20 protein-coding genes and 2 pseudogenes are annotated in these 21,259 nt (G+C 70.0%); 12 read left to right on the forward strand and 10 right to left on the reverse strand.

Annotated elements, in window-relative coordinates:
- Nucleotides 1–16 precede the first annotated feature (16 nt).
- The gene (locus ABZX37_RS25050) at nt 17–160 is read right to left on the reverse strand and encodes a hypothetical protein (RefSeq protein ID WP_354743367.1); all 144 of its coding nucleotides are present in this window, start codon (nt 158–160) and stop codon (nt 17–19) included.
- Nucleotides 161–676: 516 nt separating this feature from the next.
- On the opposite strand from ABZX37_RS25050, the gene ABZX37_RS25055 reads away from it, so the two are divergent.
- Together ABZX37_RS25055 and shbA are read left to right on the forward strand one after the other, a co-directional pair.
- Nucleotides 677–1,639: a hypothetical protein gene (locus ABZX37_RS25055; protein ID WP_354743369.1), complete on the forward strand. Its 963-nt coding sequence runs from the start codon at nt 677–679 to the stop codon at nt 1,637–1,639.
- Between the two features lie 285 nt (nt 1,640–1,924).
- Nucleotides 1,925–2,575 carry an RNA polymerase sigma factor ShbA gene (gene shbA, locus ABZX37_RS25060; protein ID WP_354743371.1) on the forward strand — a complete coding sequence of 217 codons (651 nt, stop codon included), beginning with the start codon at nt 1,925–1,927 and terminating at the stop codon, nt 2,573–2,575.
- A 115-nt stretch (nt 2,576–2,690) separates the two neighbouring features.
- On the opposite strand, the gene ABZX37_RS25065 is transcribed toward shbA, so the two are convergent.
- Entirely contained in the window at nt 2,691–3,107 is a 417-nt protein-coding gene (locus tag ABZX37_RS25065; RefSeq protein WP_344279432.1) for an STAS domain-containing protein, read from the reverse strand.
- A gap of 260 nt (nt 3,108–3,367) precedes the next feature.
- Here ABZX37_RS25065 and ABZX37_RS25070 point away from each other — a divergent pair, with 260 nt between their 5' ends.
- The gene (locus ABZX37_RS25070) at nt 3,368–4,075 is read left to right on the forward strand and encodes a trypsin-like serine protease (protein ID WP_354743373.1); all 708 of its coding nucleotides are present in this window, start codon (nt 3,368–3,370) and stop codon (nt 4,073–4,075) included.
- A gap of 49 nt (nt 4,076–4,124) precedes the next feature.
- On the opposite strand, the gene ABZX37_RS25075 is transcribed toward ABZX37_RS25070, so the two are convergent.
- From ABZX37_RS25075 to ABZX37_RS25090, 4 genes are read right to left on the reverse strand one after another with little or no spacing between them, the layout of a single operon-like run.
- On the reverse strand, nt 4,125–7,355 hold the full coding sequence (locus ABZX37_RS25075; protein WP_354743375.1) for a DUF87 domain-containing protein: 3,231 nt from the start codon (nt 7,353–7,355) through the stop codon (nt 4,125–4,127).
- On the reverse strand, nt 7,352–7,978 hold the full coding sequence (locus ABZX37_RS25080) for a hypothetical protein (RefSeq protein WP_354743377.1): 627 nt from the start codon (nt 7,976–7,978) through the stop codon (nt 7,352–7,354). Before ABZX37_RS25080 ends, ABZX37_RS25075 begins: the two co-directional genes overlap by 4 nt.
- 57 nt (nt 7,979–8,035) lie before the next feature.
- Nucleotides 8,036–9,643 (reverse strand): AAA family ATPase, encoded by a 1,608-nt coding sequence (locus ABZX37_RS25085; RefSeq protein WP_354743379.1) that lies wholly within the window; start codon nt 9,641–9,643, stop codon nt 8,036–8,038.
- A 3-nt stretch (nt 9,644–9,646) separates the two neighbouring features.
- A complete protein-coding gene (locus ABZX37_RS25090) occupies nt 9,647–10,222 on the reverse strand; it encodes a TIR domain-containing protein (RefSeq protein ID WP_354743381.1) in 576 nt (191 codons plus the stop codon).
- 190 nt (nt 10,223–10,412) lie between these two features.
- Between ABZX37_RS25090 and ABZX37_RS25095 the strand changes: the two genes are divergently transcribed.
- Nucleotides 10,413–11,381, forward strand: a complete 969-nt coding sequence (locus tag ABZX37_RS25095) for an SEFIR domain-containing protein (RefSeq protein ID WP_354743383.1) — start codon at nt 10,413–10,415, stop codon at nt 11,379–11,381.
- Nucleotides 11,382–11,755: 374 nt separating this feature from the next.
- Here the strand turns inward: ABZX37_RS25095 and ABZX37_RS25100 are convergent, their stop codons facing one another.
- Together ABZX37_RS25100 and ABZX37_RS25105 are read right to left on the reverse strand one after the other, a co-directional pair.
- A complete protein-coding gene (locus tag ABZX37_RS25100; protein ID WP_354743384.1) occupies nt 11,756–12,661 on the reverse strand; it encodes a serine hydrolase in 906 nt (301 codons plus the stop codon).
- A 4-nt stretch (nt 12,662–12,665) separates the two neighbouring features.
- Complete coding sequence (locus tag ABZX37_RS25105; RefSeq protein WP_354743386.1) at nt 12,666–13,544, reverse strand: LysR family transcriptional regulator; 879 nt, start codon at nt 13,542–13,544, stop codon at nt 12,666–12,668.
- 111 nt (nt 13,545–13,655) lie between these two features.
- Between ABZX37_RS25105 and bla the strand changes: the two genes are divergently transcribed.
- From bla to ABZX37_RS25140, 7 genes and pseudogenes are all read left to right on the forward strand, one after another.
- Nucleotides 13,656–14,552 (forward strand): class A beta-lactamase, encoded by an 897-nt coding sequence (gene bla / locus ABZX37_RS25110; RefSeq protein WP_354743388.1) that lies wholly within the window; start codon nt 13,656–13,658, stop codon nt 14,550–14,552.
- Entirely contained in the window at nt 14,549–15,070 is a 522-nt protein-coding gene (locus ABZX37_RS25115; protein WP_354743390.1) for a D-alanyl-D-alanine carboxypeptidase family protein, read from the forward strand. Before bla ends, ABZX37_RS25115 begins: the two co-directional genes overlap by 4 nt.
- A gap of 133 nt (nt 15,071–15,203) precedes the next feature.
- Nucleotides 15,204–15,962, forward strand: a complete 759-nt coding sequence (locus tag ABZX37_RS25120) for a hypothetical protein (protein ID WP_354743392.1) — start codon at nt 15,204–15,206, stop codon at nt 15,960–15,962.
- Between the two features lie 168 nt (nt 15,963–16,130).
- On the forward strand, nt 16,131–16,865 hold the full coding sequence (locus tag ABZX37_RS25125) for a hypothetical protein (RefSeq protein ID WP_354743394.1): 735 nt from the start codon (nt 16,131–16,133) through the stop codon (nt 16,863–16,865).
- Nucleotides 16,866–16,905: 40 nt separating this feature from the next.
- On the forward strand, nt 16,906–17,631 hold the full coding sequence (locus ABZX37_RS25130) for a decarboxylase (protein ID WP_354743396.1): 726 nt from the start codon (nt 16,906–16,908) through the stop codon (nt 17,629–17,631).
- A 54-nt stretch (nt 17,632–17,685) separates the two neighbouring features.
- Nucleotides 17,686–18,049: pseudogene (locus ABZX37_RS25135) on the forward strand (VOC family protein).
- Nucleotides 18,050–18,204: 155 nt separating this feature from the next.
- A pseudogene (locus ABZX37_RS25140) lies at nt 18,205–18,537 on the forward strand (MarR family transcriptional regulator); the annotation flags it as partial.
- On the opposite strand, the gene ABZX37_RS25145 reads toward ABZX37_RS25140, so the two are convergent.
- Nucleotides 18,503–18,994 (reverse strand): hypothetical protein, encoded by a 492-nt coding sequence (locus ABZX37_RS25145; protein WP_354743398.1) that lies wholly within the window; start codon nt 18,992–18,994, stop codon nt 18,503–18,505. The pseudogene ABZX37_RS25140 and the gene ABZX37_RS25145 overlap by 35 nt on opposite strands.
- Nucleotides 18,995–19,239: 245 nt before the next feature.
- Here ABZX37_RS25145 and lexA point away from each other — a divergent pair, with 245 nt between their 5' ends.
- Complete coding sequence (gene lexA, locus ABZX37_RS25150) at nt 19,240–19,893, forward strand: transcriptional repressor LexA (RefSeq protein ID WP_344279381.1); 654 nt, start codon at nt 19,240–19,242, stop codon at nt 19,891–19,893.
- Nucleotides 19,894–19,952: 59 nt separating this feature from the next.
- On the opposite strand, the gene ABZX37_RS25155 is transcribed toward lexA, so the two are convergent.
- Nucleotides 19,953–21,212 carry a Bcr/CflA family multidrug efflux MFS transporter gene (locus tag ABZX37_RS25155; protein WP_354743400.1) on the reverse strand — a complete coding sequence of 420 codons (1,260 nt, stop codon included), beginning with the start codon at nt 21,210–21,212 and terminating at the stop codon, nt 19,953–19,955.
- Between the last annotated feature and the right edge of the window lie 47 nt (nt 21,213–21,259).

Here is a 21,259-nt window from a genome sequence, read left to right on the forward strand (position 1 = left end):
CCGGGCCGCGGTTTCGTCACGGCGCGGTCCGCACCGAGACCGGCGGCGCGACCGGCGCGGGCCCGCCCGGCTGGCCGAGCGCGACCCCGGACACGAGCGCGACCCCGGTCAGCCACAACGCGGCCCGCACCAGCAGAGAAAACGAACAGATGACCTTCACGGCAGCTCCTTCAGCGGATTTCCGCCCGCCTGGTCGGCGGCTTGTCCCGAGAATGCGGGACCCTGCGGCATTCGGGGAAGGAGTTTCCTGTTTCCGCCTTAATCGCGTGAACGGGGAACAGGAGGCAACACGGGCGTCGCATTACCACCTGCAAGCCGCGTCGCCGAGGGCTGGGGCGAAAGGGCATATTCGGCTTCGGCGAGCCGGGAGCCAGCCAGCACAGTAGACCCCGGACGGCCGCCCGCGCAGCTTACGAGATCGAAAGCCGCGCCGGCTGACCGCCCGCCAGCAGCCCGGACGAACCGCCTGCCGCCAATAGGGAGCAGTCACCCGCCGTTCCGGGAAGGCGCCATCCGAGCGAATTTCCGGCGCCGATAAACCCGGCCGTACCAGCCGGACGCGGGAATGGGAAATCATTCCGGTCACAGTCCGTGCGCCGATGCCGGGCAAGGCTGGACATCCCCGGCCGCATTGAGGAACAGTGGCTGCGGGCGGGGAGACGCGAGGGAGGAACGGGTGGAACCGAACGCGGCGGACTTGGTCGCGGAATTGAAAGTTCTCCGGAAGGGGCGCGGCGTATTCACCACTCCGCTCGGGATTCGGGTCGGCCCGGTCCTGCGCGAGGTCTGCGGGATTCCCGACAACGCGGAAAACGTCGAGATCCGCGACCGGCTCGCGCACGTGCTGGAGCCGCTGGCCAAAACGCTCCCGGACGACCTCCGGATCGCCGTGCTCGCGGCGTTCGCGATGCACGAACCGGCGCGCAAGCCGTTCTACCAGGAACGGGTGCACTGGGCCGCGCGCGAGCTGGACCGCGACGACCGCACGATCCGGCGGCGCATCGACGAGGGCATCGAGCACGTGGCGCACCTCGCGCTCGCCGGCCCGCGCGAGGGCGGCGCCCGGCCCGCGCCCGACAGCAGCAGCTGGCACACCGAACTGCTGCGCGTCTCCCTTGCCCTGGACCAAGATCGGCCCGAGGTGTTCGAGTTCCGGCGGATCGTCGCCGACGCCGACGAGATCGCCGAACTGGACCTCGCGCTCACCCTCACCACCACGTCCGCGACCGCCGGGCCGGTGCGGGAAAGCGATCTGGACGTCGACGTCTTCCACGGCGGCACGCTCGTCCGCCGCGCGATGGAGTCGAACGACCGGGTCGGGCTGGCGCTGCAGCTGGCCGATCCCCTGCCGCGCGGGAAAACGCACGACCTCGCGCTGCGGTTCCGCGCGGAATTCCGGCACCCGCACTACGTGTGCGTGCCGCGCCATCCGGTCGACCGGTTCGATCTGCACGTGCGCTTCCCGGCCGCGCCGCCGGCCGAAATCGTGCGGCTGGACCGCGTGTTTCAAGACGACGCACGCGATCCGGGCGCACGCGGCGACGTGGTGAGCCCGGACGGCTCGGGCGAGGTGCACTTGCGCTTCGACCACCTCGCGCCCGGATTCGCCTACGGCATCCGGTGGAACCCGGCCGGCTGAACCTCGCCGGCCGGGCCCCGGCTGAAGTCAGTGCGTGATCATCGCGATTCCCCTTCCCGATCGGGACAGCTCTCCGACCGCACCGGGATCGCCGTCGCGCCCGGACGCGCTACCGCCGCGACGAAGCTGTCCAAGATCTGTCCAGGTCCGCGCGAAACTCGTTGCCGCGCAACGGACAGAAGCTGGACAACACCCGCGCGGGCGCAACATCCGGGGCCGGACGGCCGACTCCCGGATCGAGCGGGCGAGACCACCGCGGCCGCCCGTACGAAAGGACCGACCCCTATGCCCACCGCCACCGTGCCCGAACCGGTCGAAGGCTACGTCCCGCTCGCCGCGCTGCCGCGCCCGTCCGGGCTGGCGCAGCGCCTGGAAACCGTGGTCCGCGCCGCCCGCGACGGCGTCCCCGGCGCGGCTCCGGAACTGCTGGCGCTGCTGAAACCGGTGATCGCGCGCTACTGCCGGGCCCGCATCGGCGGACGCGACCTGTCGTACCTGTCGGCCGACGACGTCGCGCAGGAAGTGTGCATCGCGGTCCTGCAGGCGGTTCCGGGCTACGAGGACCGCGGCGGGTCGTTCCTGCACCTGGTGCGCGCGATCGCGGCGAACAAGGTGGCCGACGCCTTCCGCGCGGTGTCGCGGGACCGTTCGCGGCCGGTGTCCGACGTCCCGGAGAACCCGGATCTGCGCGAGGGCCCGGAATCGCACACGCTGACCGCCGACCTCGGCGCCTCGCTGGGCAGGCTGCTGGCCGGGATGCCGAAGCTGCAACAGGAAATCCTGACGCTGCGGGTCGTCGTCGGCTTGACGTCGGCCGAAACGGCGAAGGCGCTGGGGATCTCGGCGGGCAACGTCCGGGTGACGCAATGCCGCGCGCTGGCGAAGCTGCGCGAGTCGATCCAGGAGCAGGGACTCGCCGAAGCGCTGCTCGCGTGAACTCGCAACATCGCCGAACTGGTATGGACCACTCGCGAAAAAAGTCCGGGAAGTTCACCCGCTCGGGCCACCTCGCCCCTTCGGGCAGGCCCGAAACGCCCGGATCCGAACCGGCTCAGCCCGCGTCGAGCCGCCGTTTCATCCGGCGCAGGAACGCGATCCGGTCGGTCTCCACGCGGACCGCCGTGCGGTCCGGATAGATGTCGAACACCCCGGTCATGCCGGTCTCGGCCAGCCGGCGGCCCGCCTCGCCGGAGGGGTGCGCGAGCAGCCGCAGCACCACGCCCTCGGCGGCCGCGCGGTCCTGGGCGGCCCGCAGGACGTGGACGCCCGCGTCGCTCAGCTGCGTCAGCCCGGTCAGGTCCAGCACCAGCGCCATCGGGCGCTTGGCCAGCGCGAACGTCACCGCGCGCACCACCACCAGCGCGGTGCCGGCGTCGAGTTCCCCCGCCAGCAGCAGCGTGAGCACGTCGAGGTCGTCGTAGCGGTACGACGACTTCAGCCGTGCCGATCCCTGTGAGCCGGCTTCCATCCGCGTGCTGCGCTCCCTGTCCAGGCGGGGCCCGTCGCGCCCGCTCGTCCACCCGACACCATTCTGGACCTGGAGGCACGGTGACCGCGCTCACAGTCCGCCTCCGCACACCGCGACCGGGGGCTGCTCCGCTTGCCCTACGACGAAAGTCGGGAACTGTGTCAGCCCGACCTTCGGCGGGTTCCGTCATTTACCGACATTCACGACGGTGGGTCAGTACCTGACCGCTCACTCCCCGTACCCACCGGAGATGATCACCCGTGCGAATCGCGCGTACCGCCGCAGTCCTGTCCGGCCTGGCTTTCGCCGCCGTCGCCGCGGCCTCCCCGGCCGTGGCCGCTCCCGCCCAGCCCGCCATCATCGACGGCAGCACCGCCGACTCCCTGCACTCCGCCGCCCGCATGTTCGCCGGCGGCCAGGAACTCTGTTCCGCCACGATCGTCGCGCCCGACTGGATCCTCACCGCCCGCCACTGCACCCAGGGCGCGGGCGGCAAGCAGATCACCTTCCACATCGGCAGCCTCGACCAGACCCAGGGCACCGAGGTCTCCGCGACGTCGGTGCACGACTCCTCCGACGCCGACATCTCGCTGGTCCAGATCGACCAGAAGGTGCAGACCGAGTACGCGCCGCTCGGCACCGCGAGCGACGTCAACGTCGGCGACACCGCCCAGGTCTACGGCTGGGGCGCGACCTGCACCGACCAGCCCGAGATCAACTGCCAGTCGCAGGTGCTGAAGGTGGCGAACGTCTCGGTCACCTCGGTCAACTGCCCGGACGGCGCGGCCGGCGTGTCGGTGTGCGCGAACCGCGGCGACGGCATCACCGCGGGCGGCGACTCCGGCGGCCCGATGTACGCGAACGGCAAGCAGGTCGGCGTCGCCTCCACCAGCGACCGCCAGTCCTACACCGCCTACATCAACGTCACCCAGTACCGCGACTGGATCCAGTCGGTCGCGGGCGTGTGACCAGCGGCGGCCCGGACCCGGACGGATCCCCGGGTCCGGGCCGCTTTCCTCATCCCTCCCCTTTTCCCTCCCCCGTCCTGGCCCGCGCGAGCACCTCCTCGAGGCGCAGCGGGCTCGCCGGGTGGTGGCTCAGGCACAGCGGCGTCGACACCCGCCGGAAGCCGAACGCCTCGCCGGACACGTAGAACTGGGCCCGCTCCAGCCGGGCGATGTCCGCCACCGGGCTCCCCTTCGCCCGCGCCATCTCGTTCGCCGCGGCGATCTGCGCCGGGCTGTTGAGCCGCCCGAAGAACTGCGTCGTCGCGTTGCCGGCGATCTGGTTGTGCAGGCCCTTCGGCGCCTGCGTCGCGAACAGCAGCCCCAGCCCGTACTTCCGGGCCTGCGCGGCCAGCACGATCGTGCTGCGCGTGCTCGCGGTGAGCGAACCCGACGCCGCGAGCGTCTGCGCCTCGTCCATCACGAACAGCGCGCCGAGCGGCCGGTCCCCCGCCGGATTCCGCTTGATCCACGCGAACAGCTCCATCTGCAGCTGGTTCACGAAACTCTGCCGCTGCGCTTCGGACGGCAGCCCGGCGAAACTGATCACCGAGATCCGGGCGCGCTTGCCGTCCGCCGGGGTGAGCAGCAACGCCGGATCCACCGGTGTTCCGGTCCCGGCGAACAGCGGATCGTTCACCATCGCGGCCTTGAGCAGCTCCGCGACTTCAGCGGCGATTTTTCGGCCGCCGTTGAGATTCGTGACGCCTTCGGGAAGATCGCCGAGGACGTCGATCAGCTCCGGCAGGCTTCGCGACCCGGTGCGGGCGTGGTGCACGATCGTCTGCCGCAGCACGGCCAAGCCGATGTCCGCCTTCGCGGTGCTGCCGGTGAGGCGGGCCTGCGGCGCGAGGGCGGCTACTGCCACCTCGACCGCTGCGGAGAACTCGTCCTCGTCGTCGAGCACGCCAGCGAAATCCGGCAGCGGCTCGAACCCCAGCGGACGCCCGGTGGCGCGACCCGGTGTCCAGACGACGACGTCGGTGCCTTCGAGGTATCGCTCGGCCAGCTGGGCGTCGTCGGGTCCCCAGCCGCTCGGCGGGCTCGGCCATGCGTCGCCGAGGCGGGCGAGGTCGTTGTTGGGGTCCAGCACGATGGACGACACGCCGAGCAGGGCGCATTCCTCGATGATCCGGCGCAGGAGCACGGTTTTTCCCGATCCGGAACCGGCGAAGACCGCGGCGTGCTTGCGGAGGGCGGAGAGTTCGATGCGAATGGGCTTGCCGGAGCCGGTTTCGGTGCCGAGGGCGAGGGTGCTGTCCGGGGGCGGGTGGGTTCCGTCGGAACGGGGGGCTTGGGTGTTTCCGGTGCGGTGGGAGCGCGGGGTTTGCGCAGGTGAGGGGGTCGGTTGGGGAAAGAGGGACGGTTGGGGCGCGGGCGGCGGGTTCGCAGGCCGCGGGGCCTCCGGCGGTCGGGTCGCTTGCGCGGTGCCGTCGGGACGAGGTGCGGCGTCGGGCAGAACGCCGGACAGCAGCTGGGAACGCCGCGCGGGCCTGCGGTCGATGAGCCACTCGTGGACGTCCGGGCCGCCCTTGACGAACATCTCGTCCAGCGCCCAGAACGTGCGGACGTCCGCTTCGGACATCTTGAGCCGCTTCCCTCCGGCGGCTTCGAACGCCCGGAGCTCGGCTTGGGTCTTCTCTCCTTTGGACCACGAGGAGTTCCGGATCAGGATGAGGTGGCGGTTGTCCGCTCCCTGCCGCAGCCCGGCGGCCGAACGCGCCTTGCGGAACCGGTTGAGCACCGCGACAGCGTGATTCGCGGCGATCGCGCGGAACGCCCAATGCTCCTCGAGATCCGAGGCCTCGTCGATGGTGTGGGTGAGCCAGGCGTGCAGCTCGTCGTCAGCTTTGCGAGTGTCCCACTCCATCTCGTCGTCGCCGACCTCGGTGATCCAGCCGCGCAACGCGGCCGAGAGCAGGCGAGGCATCACCTCGTCCTCCACCTTGTAGTGGAGCAACGCCGACGGATCCGCGTCCGCGCGAAGTTGCTCGAACCAGGCATCGAGTTCGGCGAAACGATCACGCTTGGGCTGTGGTCGCGCAGGCAGCATCAATGGTTCGTCCGGGCCGAAGGAGGTCATCTCCACGACTCGTTCCGCACGGACGCAAGCTTCGATGTGCGCGCCGATCCGCTTCAGCATTTCTCGTGGCGTGTATTCGTCCCACGAGCCGTCGAATGCCGAGGCAGCCACTGGCCAAGTCGAATGGGGCGGAGTGAAATCCATCGTCGCATAGGCGACTCCGAGCCGCCGTTCCACCAGGCGCCGTGCCACTTCGGCGTCCAGCACCCGACCGAGAATGCGCGTTTCCTCGAACCGGTCCGGCACAGTGTCAGCGGCCTTTTCCTTGACCAGCTCCCACGTCGCGGGCAGGCAGGCGAGCACGGTCACTGTCCGACGGGTAACCTCCCGCAGTCCCATCAGCCCGTCGGCGATCTGAGCAACGAGCAGACCGGTTTCCCCGGGCGTCCCGCGTTCCCTCGCCAGTTTGTCCGACTGCGCAACCAATGTGTCGAACTGGTCGACGCTGATCACCAGCGGCCCGGTGAGCGCGAGCAGCCGCGTCATGTCGTGCACTTGCGCCTGTGCGGACTTCGGCTTCATCTGGATGTTCCACTTGCGACGGGTGCCAGACTTCGTCTCCTCGAAACGGCCGAGGTAGTCGTTGGCCACCTCGTTGTGGGTCGAGTCGTCCGAGGCATACAGCACCAGAGCACGAGCTGTGTCCGCGCACTCGATCGCGACCTGCCGATCCAGTTTTCGCAGTCCTGTCAAGAACGCCTCGAGATGCGCCCGATTCAGCTTTTTCCCGCTCAGCAACGCCGCAGTGCTTTCCCAAGGGACGTCGCTGCGCTCGCACACCCGGCGCACGAAGCTGCGCACCTGGGGTTCTCCAGAACCGTCTGCCCGTGACAGCCCCTGCCGCAACGCGTCAGCCGCGTCCTCCCAGAACGCGCTTCCCGCAGTGAGGTTGTCGAGAAAAAAGTAGCCCCCGGCCAGATGCGCTGCTCGCCGGACCATGCCGAGCAGATGCGTCTTGCCGACGCCTTTCATTCCCTGCATCACGAGACCGATCGGGCTCGGGCCATCGCTCGCCGCCGCGCTGCGGATCCTGGCGTCGATCGCGGACATCGCGTCGACATGCAGGCCGTCAACGTGATAGGGCGAATCCCGCCACACGTGGTCGGGAGCGTCGACCCAGTCGAACCGCAATGTCGCCAGAACAGCCAAATGTTCGATCATGACACCTCGATCGAGAGCAGATGATTGTCCTCACCGCCGATGCGCACGGCCGCCTCCCGGTCAGCAGGGGTGAGAGCCTTTCGGTTCGACTCGGGCACCAGGTGCGCCTGCCCAGTACGACTCAGCTGCTTGAGCACTGCGTCGACTTCGGCAGCCGCGGCGTCGCCAAGCAACGGCCGAAGATCAGCGAGACCGACCCAGCCGCGGGGCGCGCGTGCGAGTTTCCGGTACGCCAGCCGGATCATTTCTTCCAGGTCAGCCGCTTGCGGCGCTTCGCTGCCGGTGAACACCTCCTTGAGCGAAACGTTGTGCAAGCGCATGTACTCGAAGAACTTGTTCAGCGCCAGGTAAGCCACCACGGTCAACGTGCTCCGCACCGGCTTCGGCGGCTCCAGCGCGGCCAGTTCGCCCGCGCACCAGTCCCAGCCGTCGTCGGTGAGCTGGTGCACGAACGCGCGGCCGGATTTCCTGCTGCTGACGTACTTCTCGTTGAGCTTCAGCCGGTCCCTCCCGTCGAGCGCGAAGCCTGCCTGCTCGCGCAGCTGCGGGTTCGACATCTCCCGGCCGTGCACCATCAGCGCGATCATCGCCGCGGACTGCTTGTGGCTCAGTCTTTCGTGCATCCGCCGTCCTTCCTCGGGGCATCCCGGCCGCGGTCGCGGGCGGGGCGTTCTGGGGGGCTAGCTGCCGGTGACCCGCACGTCGAGCACTTGCTGGGCCCAGGCCAGTGCTTTCCGGACCTCGCGTGGCGGCGGTACCGCACCGGTGTCGTCGCGGCGCGGGCGCAGCAGCACGGCCAGGTCCGCGCCGAGTTCCTGCGCTCGCGAGCTGTCCCCGGCACCTACCGCAGTCGGCAGTTCGCTGGCGAACTCGCCCACGAGGTCCCACAGTTCCGGGCGCAGCCGGGCGTGTTCTGCCTGCCGCAGCAGGGAAACCAGGTCGGCCTGGCCGGTGTCGACCAGGGCCCGTCCGGCGCCGATTTCGTCGGCGAGGCTGCGCGCGACCTTCGCCGGACCGGACGCCGGGCCCAGGCGCAGGTGCCGGAGGTTGCCGAGGTAACCGGACAGCTCGCGCGAGTCGGTCCCCTCGGTGAGCACCGGGATCAGCCTGCGGTCCTGGCCGAGCGTGCGGTGCAGGAACAACTCGACCTCCGCGAGCTGCCACCGGCTCGCCTTGCCGTCGATCACCAGGCACAGGTGCCGGGCGTCGGTTTCCGCGCGGCCGAGCCACGACCGGTCGCCCGACAGCGACCGTCCCACCCGGATGCCGAGATTCTCCAGCTCCGCCACCAGGTCCCGGGAGACCGCGAGGTTCGACCGCGGCATGCTGACCTGGATGTCGTAGGCGAAGTTCTGCGTGCGGGTGCGCACCGCCGCCACGTAGGCGTCGCGGTTTTCGGCCAGCAGTTCGGTCCGGTCGCAGGAATGCGCGATCACCGCGGCGACGGTCTCGAGCGCGAACCCGATCTGGTCCGCGCCCGGGCTTTTCTCCAGCAGCACCGGCAATTGCTCGCCGAAGGTCCAATACGAGACATAGGGCAAGGTGAGGTGGCGCGCGATCACCTCGGGCGGAACGTCCTGGTCCAGCCAGCTGTCGAACAGGCTCCGCGTTTCCTTGAGGCAGATCTCCCGCCAGCTCTCCGACCGGTCGTACTCCTCGCGCGTGTCGAACCGCGAGAGCACGGGCAGCACGGGGAGTTGCGGACGGTCGTACGGCAGGGCGTTCCGCGCGACGTTCGCCCGGTGCGCGACGTCGACCGCGCCGCGGACGCTCTGCATGTTCGCGGTGTAGAGGACGACCAGCCGGTCCGGAAGGTGCGCGGTGCAGATGCTGCCGACGTCGGAGATTCCGGTGCGGCTGTCGAGCAGGACGTAGTCGTAGTCCGACGTCCAAGCCTCGCGGCAGCGTTCGAGGTACTCGCCGAAATCCTCGTCGTACAGGCGTTCCCAATTGATTCCCTGCACCTGTCCCGGATATGCGGGGCCGTCACCGCCGGCGGGGAGGAAATCCAGCGTGCCGGGGACGTTGTCCAGGCGGACCGGGATGATGTGCCGGTTCGGCCGGACCGTGCCGGCCCGGAAGTCCGCGACGAGATCGACCACGCCGCCTTCCGGATCGCCGTCCAGCTTCGGCCGGAAGTACTCGCGCAGCCCCGGTGCTTCGAGATCCCAATCGACGCACAGGACGCGATGTCCCCACCGGGCCAGCAGGACCGCGATATTGGCCAACGTGAAGCTGCGGCCGACGCCGCCCTTGTAGGAATAGAAGGTGATCACGACACCCGCCATCGCTCAGAGCCTCGGAAACCGGGAGGCGGGCGGGGTGTCCGGCCGAGGAGTCAGCACCGGCCAGTCCGGCTGCCACGCCGGAGCCGCACTGAGCAGTTCCTCGATCTCCGTCGCGATGCCGTTCATCTCGTCGTGGAAATCGATGTACTTGGCCGATACCTGGAATTGCTCGTACGGGTGATTCCACTCGGTCAGGTTCTTCATCCGGCGTTCATGCGCGTACGGCGGGAAGTTTTTCGAATCGCAGTAGATGACCGGATAGATCAGGGTGGCCGGACGGTCGCTTCCGGCCAGTTCTTCGCGGCGGGCCATCGAGGCCCACTCGGCGAGGCACCACTCGTTGTAGAAGTACTTCGGGGAACACACCGGGACGAGAACCCTGGTGTGCCGCAAGGCAGAACGCAGCTCGTCCGGCCACTTCCCGCCGACCCGCACCGACCCGTCGAAGAACACCCGGACGTCCCGGTCGAGGTTTCCGTCGAGCAGTTCGCACAACCGCGGGTGAAAATGGTTGCGCACCCACTTGGAGATGGCTTCGGCTCGCCGTTCGTAACTGATGAAAACGTCGTAGTGGTACACCTGGGCAGCGCTCCCCGTCGATTTCCGCGTCCGGGCGATCCGACCTCGGCCCCCGACGATACCTTTGGCGCGCGCCGCGACAAGGGACAGATTCTGGACACTTTGTGGCCGAAAACCCGCGCCCGCCCGCCGGGTCCGGCGCGCGCCCCGAAACTGGACCGGCCGCTGCCGCCGGAATTCGAGGAGCCCGATGTCCGCCCCCGCCGCACCCCGGATCTTCATCAGCTACGCCCACGACACCGCCGCCGAGCACTACCGGCAGGTCGGGACCTTCGCCACTTTCCTCCGCGCCCGGATCGGGCTCGACGTCCGGCTGGACCAATGGGACGACGCCTCTCGGCTCGACTGGTCGGCCTGGGCGATCCGCAACATCCTCGCCGCCGATTTCGTGCTGGTGGTCGCCTCGCCGAACTACAAACGGCGGGCGGACGGGGAGGCGCCCTTCGACGAGGGCCGCGGCTCCCAGTTCGAGGCGCGGATCATGCGCGACGCGCTCACCCGCGACCTGGAGCGCGAGACCAGCCGCATCCTGCCGGTGGTGCTGCCGGGCGCTTCGGTCGAGGACATTCCGTCCTTTCTCACCCCGTATTCCACGACGCATTTCCGGATTTCGGAATTCACTGACGACGGCGTCGCCGGACTGCTCTCCGCGATCACCGGGCGCAGCCAGAACGAACGCCCGGTGCGCGGGATTTGGCGCGGCGCAACGGATTCCGCGGCCGGACCGGTTCTGGCGACCGAACTGCCGTGGCGGGAGAAGAGCGCGGACATCACCGCGGGCACGGCGCGGATCGACGGGATCGGCTACGAGCACAGTGTCGTTTTCCGCACCGCCGGACCGACTTACGGCGCGTGGGCGTTCGCGGAAATCGATCTCGGCGGTTCCTACGCGCATTTCACCGCGGTCGCCGGCGTGCTCGACGACGCCGCGGACGCGGCTTTCCAGACCGGCCTGTTCTGCGTCCGGCTCGACGGGGAAATCCGCCACCTCGACCATTCCGCGTTCGGCAGCCCGCGGCACACCGAACTCGACGTCACCGGCATCCGGCGGCTGCGGCTGGAGATCCGCCGCCCCGCCGCGGGCGTCTCCCCGGCGGGCCCGGCCGCCGCCGCGACCCGCCCGGCAGCGCTGGCCTGGGGCAATCCGACCCTGCGCTGACTCCCCGGCTCAAGTCCGTGAGGGGAACCCCGAGGGAATCAGAGTCCCTCGGAGTTCCCCTCACGGACATCTATGCGGCAGGTGTTTCCTCCTTTCGAGGAAACAGGAAACCCCTTGTCCGCCCGCGTTCCCGGATCGCATTCTGGGTGCACGCCGCTCGCTCCGGGCGGTTCGCCGAGAATCACGGAAACCCGGAAAACCGCGAATTGACGCTCTTTCGCGGCGGGGATTTTCCGTGCCTGGATCCGGGAGGGAGGTGCGCGGAAATGCAGACGCACGGAATCGTTCTCATCCTCACGCTGCTGGGCCTGATCTGACGGAAGAACCGGCCGGATTCGCCGCGAGGGCGGATCCGGCCGGACCCCGGCACTCGCTCAGCCGCGAGCCCGCAGATGGTCCCGCAACGCCCGCGCGACCCGCGCCATCAAGATCTCCGCCTCCGGCTGGATCGCCGCGGGCACCCGGGATTCGGTCAGCGCCGCGACCGCGAACGACTGGCCGTCCGAATGCTCCACCACCCCGATCTCGTGCCGCAAGTTCACCAGGGTCCCCGTTTTCGACGACCACTTCGCGGAATCCGACGCGAAATCCGGCGCAAGCCGTTGCCGCAGCAGGTTGTCGCCCATCAACTCCCGCACCCGTGCCGACACGTCCGGATCGATCTTCGACGGCGTCCACAACGCGGTCAGCAGGTCGGCGAACGCGCGGGCCGAACCGGAACTCGCCCGCGAAACATCCAGCTGCCGCACCGGATGGCCCTGCCCCTCGGTCACCGCGCCGATGGCGAGCGAGTGCGCGAGATGCACGTCGGCCGCGGCGAATCGTTCCACCGGCGTATCGCTCAGCTCCCGCACCGAATGCCGCACCGAGATGCCGGTGATGCCCCAGTCGCGCACCGTCCGCGTGACCTCCGCGGGCGAGGTGAGCGCGAACAGTTCGTCAGCGGCGGCACTGTCGCTGATCGAGGAAGCCAGGTACATCAGGTCGGCCACCGCCACCCGCGCCGGATGGCGGAAGCGCGACAGCCCGGTCGGCCCCGCAGTGTCGATGCGGTCGGGTTCGATGTCCACCTGGTGCGCGCAGTCCAGTTCGCCGCGCCGGATCCGGTCCTGCGTCACCGCCACGAGCGGGACCTTGACCAGCGACGCGGTCGCGAACTCCAGGTCGGGCTCGATCCCGATCTCGCGGCCGGACCCGAGGTCCCGGACGAGGAACGAGCCGCGCAGCCCGCCTTCGTCGAGTTCGTCCCGCAGCCGCGCCAGCAGCGCCTCAGTGTTCACGGCGTCAGTCTGCCGCAACGCTCGCGCCGAGACACCGGGCGATCGCGGCGCGCAACGGCGTCCGCACCCGGTCGACGTCGTCGCCGAGCCCGGCCGCCACGTCGTACCCGCGCGCGAGCCGGACGCCGCCCACCGGACGCCACGCCAGCCCCAGTTCCCGCGCCTGGTCAGCCGAGCACAGCAGCAGATCCGCGGACCCGATCACGCTCGCCGCGGCCGTCGTCAGCGTCGCCGCGACCTCGACCTGCGCGGGCAGCAGCCCGGCCGCGTCCCGTGCGCGGAACACCCGGTCGCGGACGTGCGGCACGTCGTCCTCCGGCTGCACCCACACCCGGCGGCGCGCACCGGCCGCCCGGCCCGCGCGCAGGGTTTCCAGGTGCACCACGGCTTCGTCCGGCTCGGCCTCGCCGGCCAGCCCGAGCGGCACTGTCCACACCCCGTCCTCCGGCGGCACCGCGACGAGCGCGGCCCGCACTTCCTGCGTCCGCACCAGCTCCGCCCGCTCAGCCGGCCCGGCGACGCGAAACTCCAGGAACACCTCGACCGTCCGCGCCTGCGCCTCGAGTTCGGCCAGATCACGCGTGGTCGATGTATCCGGGACCGCCAGCCGCAACGGCCGCCGACGCGCGCGCTGAGCGTCGTGTTCCATCGCCTCGGCGAGCCGGACCAGACGTTGCGCGGACGGCAGCAGGTCCCGCCCGAACGGCGTGAGCCGCGCGCGCCGCGTCGACCGGTCGAACAGCCGCTCCCCCAGGTGCCGCTCGAGCGCGGCGATCCGGCGGCTCGCCACCGGCTGCGGGATCTGCGCGACCGCCGCGCCGCCGGTGAAGCTCCCCGCTTCGGTCACGCTCACGAACGCTTTGCAGCTGCCGACCAAGTCCACGACCAGAGCTTATGCCAGATTCGCATCATCTCGCACAAAAGTGTCTTGGCCCGCATGAACCGGCCGGGGGCACGCTCTTGAGGAGTTGATCGACTTCGAAGGGAGAACCCCGTGTTCCGCAGGCTGACCCTGGCCGCGTTCGCATTGGTCGCGCTAGCCTCATGTGCCACACCAGCAACACCGGAATCCCCGGCGAGCGCGGCACAGTCCGCCGCGCCGGTCGCGGCCAAGACCGTCGTCCAGCCGGATTTCGCCGCGCTGGAAAAGGCTTTCGACGCCCGGCTCGGCGTCTACGCGGTCGACACCGGCGACGGCCGCGAGGTCGCCTATCACGCCGACGAGCGCTTTGCCTACGCATCAACGCACAAGGTGTTCAACGCGGCAGCCATCCTGCACCGCGGGGACGACCTGAACCGGACGGTCACGATTCGGCAAAGCGATCTCGTGCCCAACTCCCCGATTACGGAGAAGCACATCGGGGAGCAAATGTCGTTACTGAGCGTCCTCGACGCTGCGCTCCGTTACAGCGACAACACGGCGGATAACCTCATGTTCCGCGAAATCGGCGGTCCCGCCGGGCTGGCCGCGGAGGTCCGCAGGCTGGGGGATACGGTCACCCACGTGGACCGCATCGAGCCCGCTCTCAACGAGACGAGCCCTGGTGACGTCCGGGACACGACCACCCCGCGAGTCTGGGCCAAGGACCTGCGCGCCGTCGCGCTCGACTCGGGACTCCCGGCGGACAAGCAGGCCGTGCTCACCAAGATCATGCGCGCCAACACCACCGGCGCGAACGTGATCCGCGCCGGCGTGCCCGCGGACTGGCAGGTCGCGGACAAGACCGGGTCCGCCGATTACGCCACGCGCAACGACATCGCCGTGGTATGGCCGCCGAACCGGGCTCCGATCGTGCTCGCCGTGCTGTCCGACCGCGCGCAGAAAGACGCCAAGACCGACGACAAACTGATCGCGCAGGCCGCTGCCGCGGTCGTGAAGGCCTTGCAGTGACCGGAATCTACCGAGTGATCACCCACGTGCTCGCGGTGCTTTTCGTGCCCGTCGCGTGGGTGGTCGCGCGGGGCCGGGCGCGGCACGTCGCGTGCCAGTGGGCGCTGGGGGCCCGCTACCCGGCCGAAAACCTCGCCGGGCTCACGCCTGACACGTACGCCGCGTTCACCGCGGCGCGCACCGAAGCCTTGTGGCGGCACGGAATCCTGCTCGGCCTGACGTCCGGCCACCGCGACGCCGCCACGCAAGCGGATCTGTTCCACGCCGAAGTGCAGCGCGCCGGTTCGCACGAACTCGCCCTGCACCTGACGCTCCCGCCCGCGCAATCGCAGCACGTGCAAGGCGTCGCGCTCGACGTGCGGCCTTACGAAGGCGCGCAGTGGCTCGAAGTCCACGGTGGACGGTTCGGCCTGTATCGCGTGTACGACAACGAATGGTGGCACTTCGAGTACCACCCGAACGGCCGCCCGCAACGGCTGCCGCACCCCGGTTACGCGACGACCCGCGCGGCCAGCTGAGGCTGATTGGTCCACAGTGGACCCGGAAGTCACGGATACGTGACGAAACCGGGCAAGCGGTAACGAACCTCCGCATCGGGCGATAAGCGGATGTGCCCGGGGGTGTCCTGGGCCTGTCCCGAACGGAAATCGCATGATTCGCCCGGTCTCGAACCGTCTCCTCCTGCGCTACGGCGCCGTCGCGGCCGCCGCCGCGCTCGCGTGCACCGCTTGCTCCGGCTCCGGCTCCGGTGGGAACGCCGCGCAGCCGCCCGCCGCCGCCAGCCCGGCCGCGAGCTCTTCGGCCGCGCCGGCCGCCGCCGCGCCCGACGCCGCGACCGTCGGCGAAACCGTCAAGGCCGCGATGAAGAAGTCGACCGCGGTCCACGTCAAGGGCTCGAAGAGCGAAGACGGCAAGATGAAGGTCGACATGCAGTTCAACAAGGACAGCGTGAGCGGCTCGATCGAGAAGGACGGCGTCGAGGTCCCGGTGCGGCGCGTCGGCGACAAGGTCTGGATGCGGTTCAGCAAGTCGCTGACCAAGGAGGCCGGCCTGCCCGCCGAGGCCGCCGCGATGGTGAACGACAAGTGGGTCTCGCTCGACTCCCAGCTCGGCCAGGGTCTCGGCGAGGCGTTCAAGCTGTTCCTGGACTACGACGTCTTCATCGGTTCCATGGCCGACGACGCCGCCAAGCCCGGCTACTCCGCGGCCGAGCCCGCCGACGTGGCGGGTGCCCCGGCGCTGCGCTACAAGAACGGCAGCCGGACGATCTTCCTCGAGGCCGCCGGCTCGCACCGGTTGCTGCGGCTGGAGTCCCCGTCGGAAGGCACGATGGAGTTCAGCGGCTGGGACCAGCCCGTCCCGGCCCAGGCCCCGCCCGCCGCGGAGATCTACTCCGGCCCCGGCTCCTGATCGGACGGCCTCGCGTTCCCGTGCCGCTCGGGAACGCGAGGCCGCCGTCCACTGTGGATCCGGATCACGGATCCATGACAGCGGCGGACAAGCCGTAACGGACGGGTGGACCAGGCGATAAGCGGATGCGCCCGGGGGTGTCCCGGGCCTGTCCCGAACGGAAATCGCATGATTCGCCCGGTCTCGAACCGTCTCCTCCTGCGCTATGGCGCCGTCGCGGCCGCCGCCGCGCTCGCGTGCACCGCCTGCTCCGGCTCCGGCGGAAACGCCGTCCAGCCGCCCGCCGCCGCGGCCGCGAGCTCGCCCGCCGCGCCCGCTTCGCCGTCCGCCGACCCGCTCGACCCCGCGGCCATCAAGGCCGCGATGAAGAAGGCGACCGCGGTCCACGTCAAAGGCAGCGACGGCGGCACGACGTTCGACATGCAAATCAACAGGGACAGCGTGAGCGGCTCGATCTCGAAGGACGGCGCGGCGGTGCCGCTGGTCCGCGTCGGCGACAAGGTCTGGATCAAGTTCACCCGCGGGATGGCCAAGATCTCCGGGCGGCCCGCCGGGGCCCGCTCGCCGCTGGACGACAAGTGGGTGTCGATGGACTCCCCGATGGCTCAGGGATTCGGCGAGGGGCTCAAGCTCTTCCTGGACTTCGACGTCTTCGTCAGCGGCATGGCCAGCGAAACCGACCAGCCCGGCTTCGGGACGGGTCAGCCCGCCGACGTGGCAGGCACCTTGGCGCTGCGGTACGAGAACGACAGCACCACGATCTTCATCGAGGCCGTCGAACCGCACCGCTTGCTGCGGCTGGAGTCCCCGAAGCAAGGCACGATGGAGTTCAGCGGCTGGGACCAGCCCGTCCCCGCCAAGGCCCCGCCCGCCGCGGAGATCTACTCCGGCCCCGGCTCCTGAAATTCTGCCAGCCGGGCGAACGAGTGCGACACTGCCCGAGATGATCGGTCTGCTGTATCCCACTCGCGATTGCGCCGAAGACGACTTCACCGCCCTGGCCGGATGCCTGGACGCCCGGCCAGGCGTGGAATTCGCCTACGTGCCCTGGGCCCGGCGCGTCGTCGAGCGGGAAAACGTCCAGACCGCCGTGCGCGAACTGAGCGAACCGGACCGGCTGGTCGCGACGGCGGCGAAGTTCACGACGTCGCCGCGCGTGGTCAGCTGGGCGTGCACGAGCTGCAGTTTCCTCGACGGCGTCGCCGTGGCCAAGACGCAGACCGACGCCTTGACGGACGCGCTCGGCGTCCCGGCGAGCAGCACGTCGCTGGCGTTCCTCGCGGCCGCGCACCGGCTCGGTTTGGAGCGGATCGCGCTCGCCTCGGTGTACGCGCCCGAGATCACCGACGCGTTCGCGGCGTTCCTTGCCGAGGAAGACATCGCCACCGTGCACGCCGTGTCGGCCGACGCCGGTTCCGACCGCGACCTGGCGACCTGGGACAGCGCCCAGATCCGCGACCTGGTCGATTCCGCGGCCTCCCCGGACGCCCAAGCCGTCCTGCTTCCGGAGACGGCCCTGCGCACCGCGCCGCTGCTCGCCGAGCTCGAGAAGCTCGCCGGGAAACCCGTGCTCACCGCGACACAGGTGACGCTGTGGCACTGCCTCACCCTGCTCGGCCGCCCGGCCGCCGGACCCGGTCTCGGCACCCTTCTCTCCCACCCGCATTAATTGTCCACTATGGACAGACGAGTACCCGGGCCGGATCGCGGGTAGCCATCGATCATGAGCAGCAACCTGATCGCCGTCACCGTCGACTGCCGGGACGCCGACGCGCTCGCCGAATTCTGGCGGGAAGCGCTGGGCTATCCGAGGGCCGAGCGGTGGCCGGACAGCCAGGGACTCACCTACGTCGAGCTGAAAGCGCCGGGCCGGCCGTCGCTGTTGTTCCAGCCGGTGCCCGAAGGGAAGACCGGCAAGAACCGGCTGCACCTGGACATCGCGCCGGACAAAGGTCGAGCAGCGCGACGAGGTGGCCCGCCTCGTGACGCTCGGTGCGAGAGTCGTGGAAGATCCGGAAAACGACCACTGGATCGTGCTGAAAGACCCGGAAGACAACGAATTCTGCGTGCTGCCCCGGCGATGCTGACCCGCGTCCGGCCGAGGGCTACGATCTTCGCCGTGCCCGACTCCCGAGTGCCCGCGCAACCCGACCTCGGGATGCTCGCCGGGCGGCTGCTGTTCGCGGTGCAGCGGGAACTGTTCACCGCGCTGGCCGCCGAAGGCTTCGGCGATCTGAGCCCGCGCCACGGAGCGGTACTCGCCTACCTCGGCCCGGACGGTGCGCGCGCGACGGAGCTGTCCCGGCTGTCCGGACGGCGCAAGCAGGTCATCGGCACGATGGTCGACGAACTCGAAACGCTCGGCTACGTCGAACGCCGCCCCGACCCGGCCGACCGGCGCGCGAAACTCGTCTGCCCCACTGAGCGCGGGTCGGCCATGATCGGGGCCTCGACCCGCATCCTCGCCGGGATCGAGGACCGGCACGCCCAGCGGCTCGGGCGGGGCGAGTACGCGGAGTTCAAGCGGGCGCTCGCCGAGGTCACCGACCAGCAGCGGCATTTCGCGGGGCAGTGATCACTGGCCCGGCCACCCCTGGTGCGGCGGGCCCTGCGGAGGCCATTGTCCCGGCATCGGCTGCTGCGGATACGGCTGCTGAGGTCGCTGCGGGTACGGGCTGCGGCATTCCCGGAGCGCCGTACTGCGGCGGATACTGCGGCATCCCCGGAACCGGTGCCCCGTAAGGCATCCCGTAGCCCACGGGCGGAGGCGTCTTCGCCGACACCGCGGGCAGCCACAGCACCACCGCCAGGACAGTCATCACGCCGAACGCGACGCTGTCCAACCAGGAATGGGAAAGGAGCACCCCGGCGAGCGAGCACAGCAGCTGCACCGGCGCGCCCCACAGCAGAATCCGGCCGACCGATTGCCGTCGCGCGAAAATCATCCCTACGCCGACGAGCACCACGATCGCCAGCACCAGGGACAACACGAACAGGTAATCGGAAGCGCTGACGCGGCTTCCGCCGCTCACGATTCCCTGACCGACCAGAATCCCCCGCGTACCGCGTAAATCTCCAGCACCACGAGCAACACCGCCACCGCGATGCCGATCCCCGTCACCTTCGGCCGTTCCCTCGGCTGAGTCATCCCCGGTCCCCTCCGTCACCCTCCGGAGGGACAAGCCTGCCAACCGCAGCCACAGTCCACAGTGGAGCAACCGAGGGGACAACGCCCCCGGCCCCCGCGACCGGCCCGGACGCCCTCTACGATCGGCCCGTGACCGCCTACGACGACGTCTTCGACCACCTCGACGCTTCGGCCCTGCCCGAGCGGCAGCAGCACATCCTCGCCACCATCCGGGACTGGGTGGGCCAGCACGGCTACTCGCCGAGCACGCGCGAGATCGGCGAAGCGGTCGGACTGCGGTCGACGTCCTCGGTGTCGAAGCATCTCGCCGCGCTGGAGGACAAGGGATTCCTGCGCCGCAGCTCGACGATGTCGCGGCCGATCGACGTGCGCGCCTTCCTCGGCGACGTCCCCTCGCGCGACGGCGGCGACTCCGTGCCGGTGCCGGTGGTCGGCGACATCGCGGCGGGCACGCCGATCTCCGCGCTGGAGCACGTGGACGACGTCCTGCAGCTGCCGCGCGGGCTCACCGGCCGCGGCACCGTTTTCGGGCTTCGCGTGCGCGGCGATTCGATGGTCGACGCGGCGATCTGCGACGGCGACATCGTGGTGGTGAAACAGCAGCACGAGGCGCATTCCGGGCAGATCGTCGCCGCGATGATCGACGAGGAGGCGACGGTGAAGGTCTACCGCCGCCGCGACGGGCACGTCTACCTCGAGCCCCGCAACCCGGCCTACGACGTGATCGACGGCGACCGGGCCGCGGTGCTCGGCGTGGTCGTCTCGGTGCTCCGCAGCATGTGAGCCGTCGTGAGCGGCGTTGCCGGTGAGAACCGGCAACGCCACTCACCACTCCCCCGGCCCTAGTCGACCGCCACCGGAACCCGGGTGTCGACCAGTTCGTCCTGCTCGGCCGCGTGGCCCTGCCACGGCCGCGCGATCAGCCACAGCACCAGCCCGGACACCACCAGTCCGCCGAACATCACCGTGGCCATCGCGGCCGCGTTGTTGCCCAGCAGGCCGACCACCGGCGAGACCGCCGCGCCGACGCCGAACTGCACCGCGCCCAGCAGCGACGCGGCCGTCCCGGCGTTGTTGCCGTGCGCGTCGAGCGCGACCGCGGGCGCGTTCGGCAGGATCAGCCCGGCGAAGAACAGCACCGCCCACACCGGCACCGCGACGCCGAACATGCCGCCGAATCCGGTCAGCGCGGTCGCCAGCAGCACCGCCGCCGAGGCCGCCGCGGCGAGGCTCGCCACGAGCAGCACCTGGTGCGGTTCGAACCGGTTCATCAGACGGGCGTTGACCTGCGTCGCGGCGATCAGCCACACCGCGCTCGCGCCGAACATCAGGCCGAACTGCTGCTGGTCGAGCCCGTACTGCTGCTGGAACACGAACGACCCGCCGCTGACGAACGCGAACAGCCCGGCCATCGCGAACCCGGCCACCAGCACCAGCCCGACGAACGAGCGGTCGGTGAACAGGCTCCGGTAGGACCGCACGGTCGCCCGGAGCTGGAACGGCTGCCGCCGCGCGGGCGGCAGTGTCTCCGGCAGCGCGAGCGCCGCCGCGATCCCGCTCGCCAGCCCGATCGCGGCGAGCACCACGAACACCCCGCGCCAGTGCGTCCACGCCAGCAGCGCGCTGCCGAGCGTCGGGGCCAGCACCGGGGAAACGCCCATCACCAGGATGAGCTTGGACAGCAGTTTCGCCGCGGCGCGATCGGTGTAGAGGTCGCGCACCACGGCCAGCGCCAGCACCGCGCCCGCCGAGGCGCCCAGCCCCTGCAGCACGCGCGCCGCGCTCAGCAGTTCCACCGTCGGAGCCACCAGGCACAGCAGTGACGCGACCACGTGGATCAAACTTCCCGCGACGAGCGGGATGCGCCGCCCCATCGCGTCCGAAAGCGGGCCGGCGATCAGCTGGCCGAGCCCGAGCCCCAGCACCGTTCCGGTGAGGGTCAGCTGGATGGTCGACTCCGTCGTCGACAGTTCGCGGGTGATGTCCGGCAGCGCCGGCAGATACATGTCGATGGACAGCGGCCCCAGTGCCACCAGAACGCCGAGCACGAGCACCAGCTTCAGCTGGCTCCCCGTGTTCGGCGCTTCGCGTGTTTCGTTCACGCCACTCCCCTTCGTCGTGAGCACTTGGGCACCTACGAAGAAGACGG

The organism is Amycolatopsis sp. NPDC004079 (genome assembly GCF_040610415.1).
Lineage (GTDB): Bacteria > Actinomycetota > Actinomycetes > Mycobacteriales > Pseudonocardiaceae > Amycolatopsis > Amycolatopsis halotolerans.

What these genes read in the sequence shown, in the direction of transcription:
- ABZX37_RS25075 (WP_354743375.1), bottom strand. Translation starts at nt 7,355, where the DNA reads ATGATCGAACATTTGGCTGTTCTGGCGACATTGCGGTTCGACTGGGTC.
- ABZX37_RS25095 (WP_354743383.1), top strand. Translation starts at nt 10,413, where the DNA reads ATGTCCGCCCCCGCCGCACCCCGGATCTTCATCAGCTACGCCCACGAC.
- ABZX37_RS25120 (WP_354743392.1), top strand. Translation starts at nt 15,204, where the DNA reads ATGATTCGCCCGGTCTCGAACCGTCTCCTCCTGCGCTACGGCGCCGTC.
- ABZX37_RS25085 (WP_354743379.1), bottom strand. Translation starts at nt 9,643, where the DNA reads ATGGCGGGTGTCGTGATCACCTTCTATTCCTACAAGGGCGGCGTCGGC.
- shbA (WP_354743371.1), top strand. Translation starts at nt 1,925, where the DNA reads ATGCCCACCGCCACCGTGCCCGAACCGGTCGAAGGCTACGTCCCGCTC.
- ABZX37_RS25125 (WP_354743394.1), top strand. Translation starts at nt 16,131, where the DNA reads ATGATTCGCCCGGTCTCGAACCGTCTCCTCCTGCGCTATGGCGCCGTC.
- ABZX37_RS25130 (WP_354743396.1), top strand. Translation starts at nt 16,906, where the DNA reads ATGATCGGTCTGCTGTATCCCACTCGCGATTGCGCCGAAGACGACTTC.
- ABZX37_RS25065 (WP_344279432.1), bottom strand. Translation starts at nt 3,107, where the DNA reads ATGGAAGCCGGCTCACAGGGATCGGCACGGCTGAAGTCGTCGTACCGC.
- ABZX37_RS25080 (WP_354743377.1), bottom strand. Translation starts at nt 7,978, where the DNA reads ATGCACGAAAGACTGAGCCACAAGCAGTCCGCGGCGATGATCGCGCTG.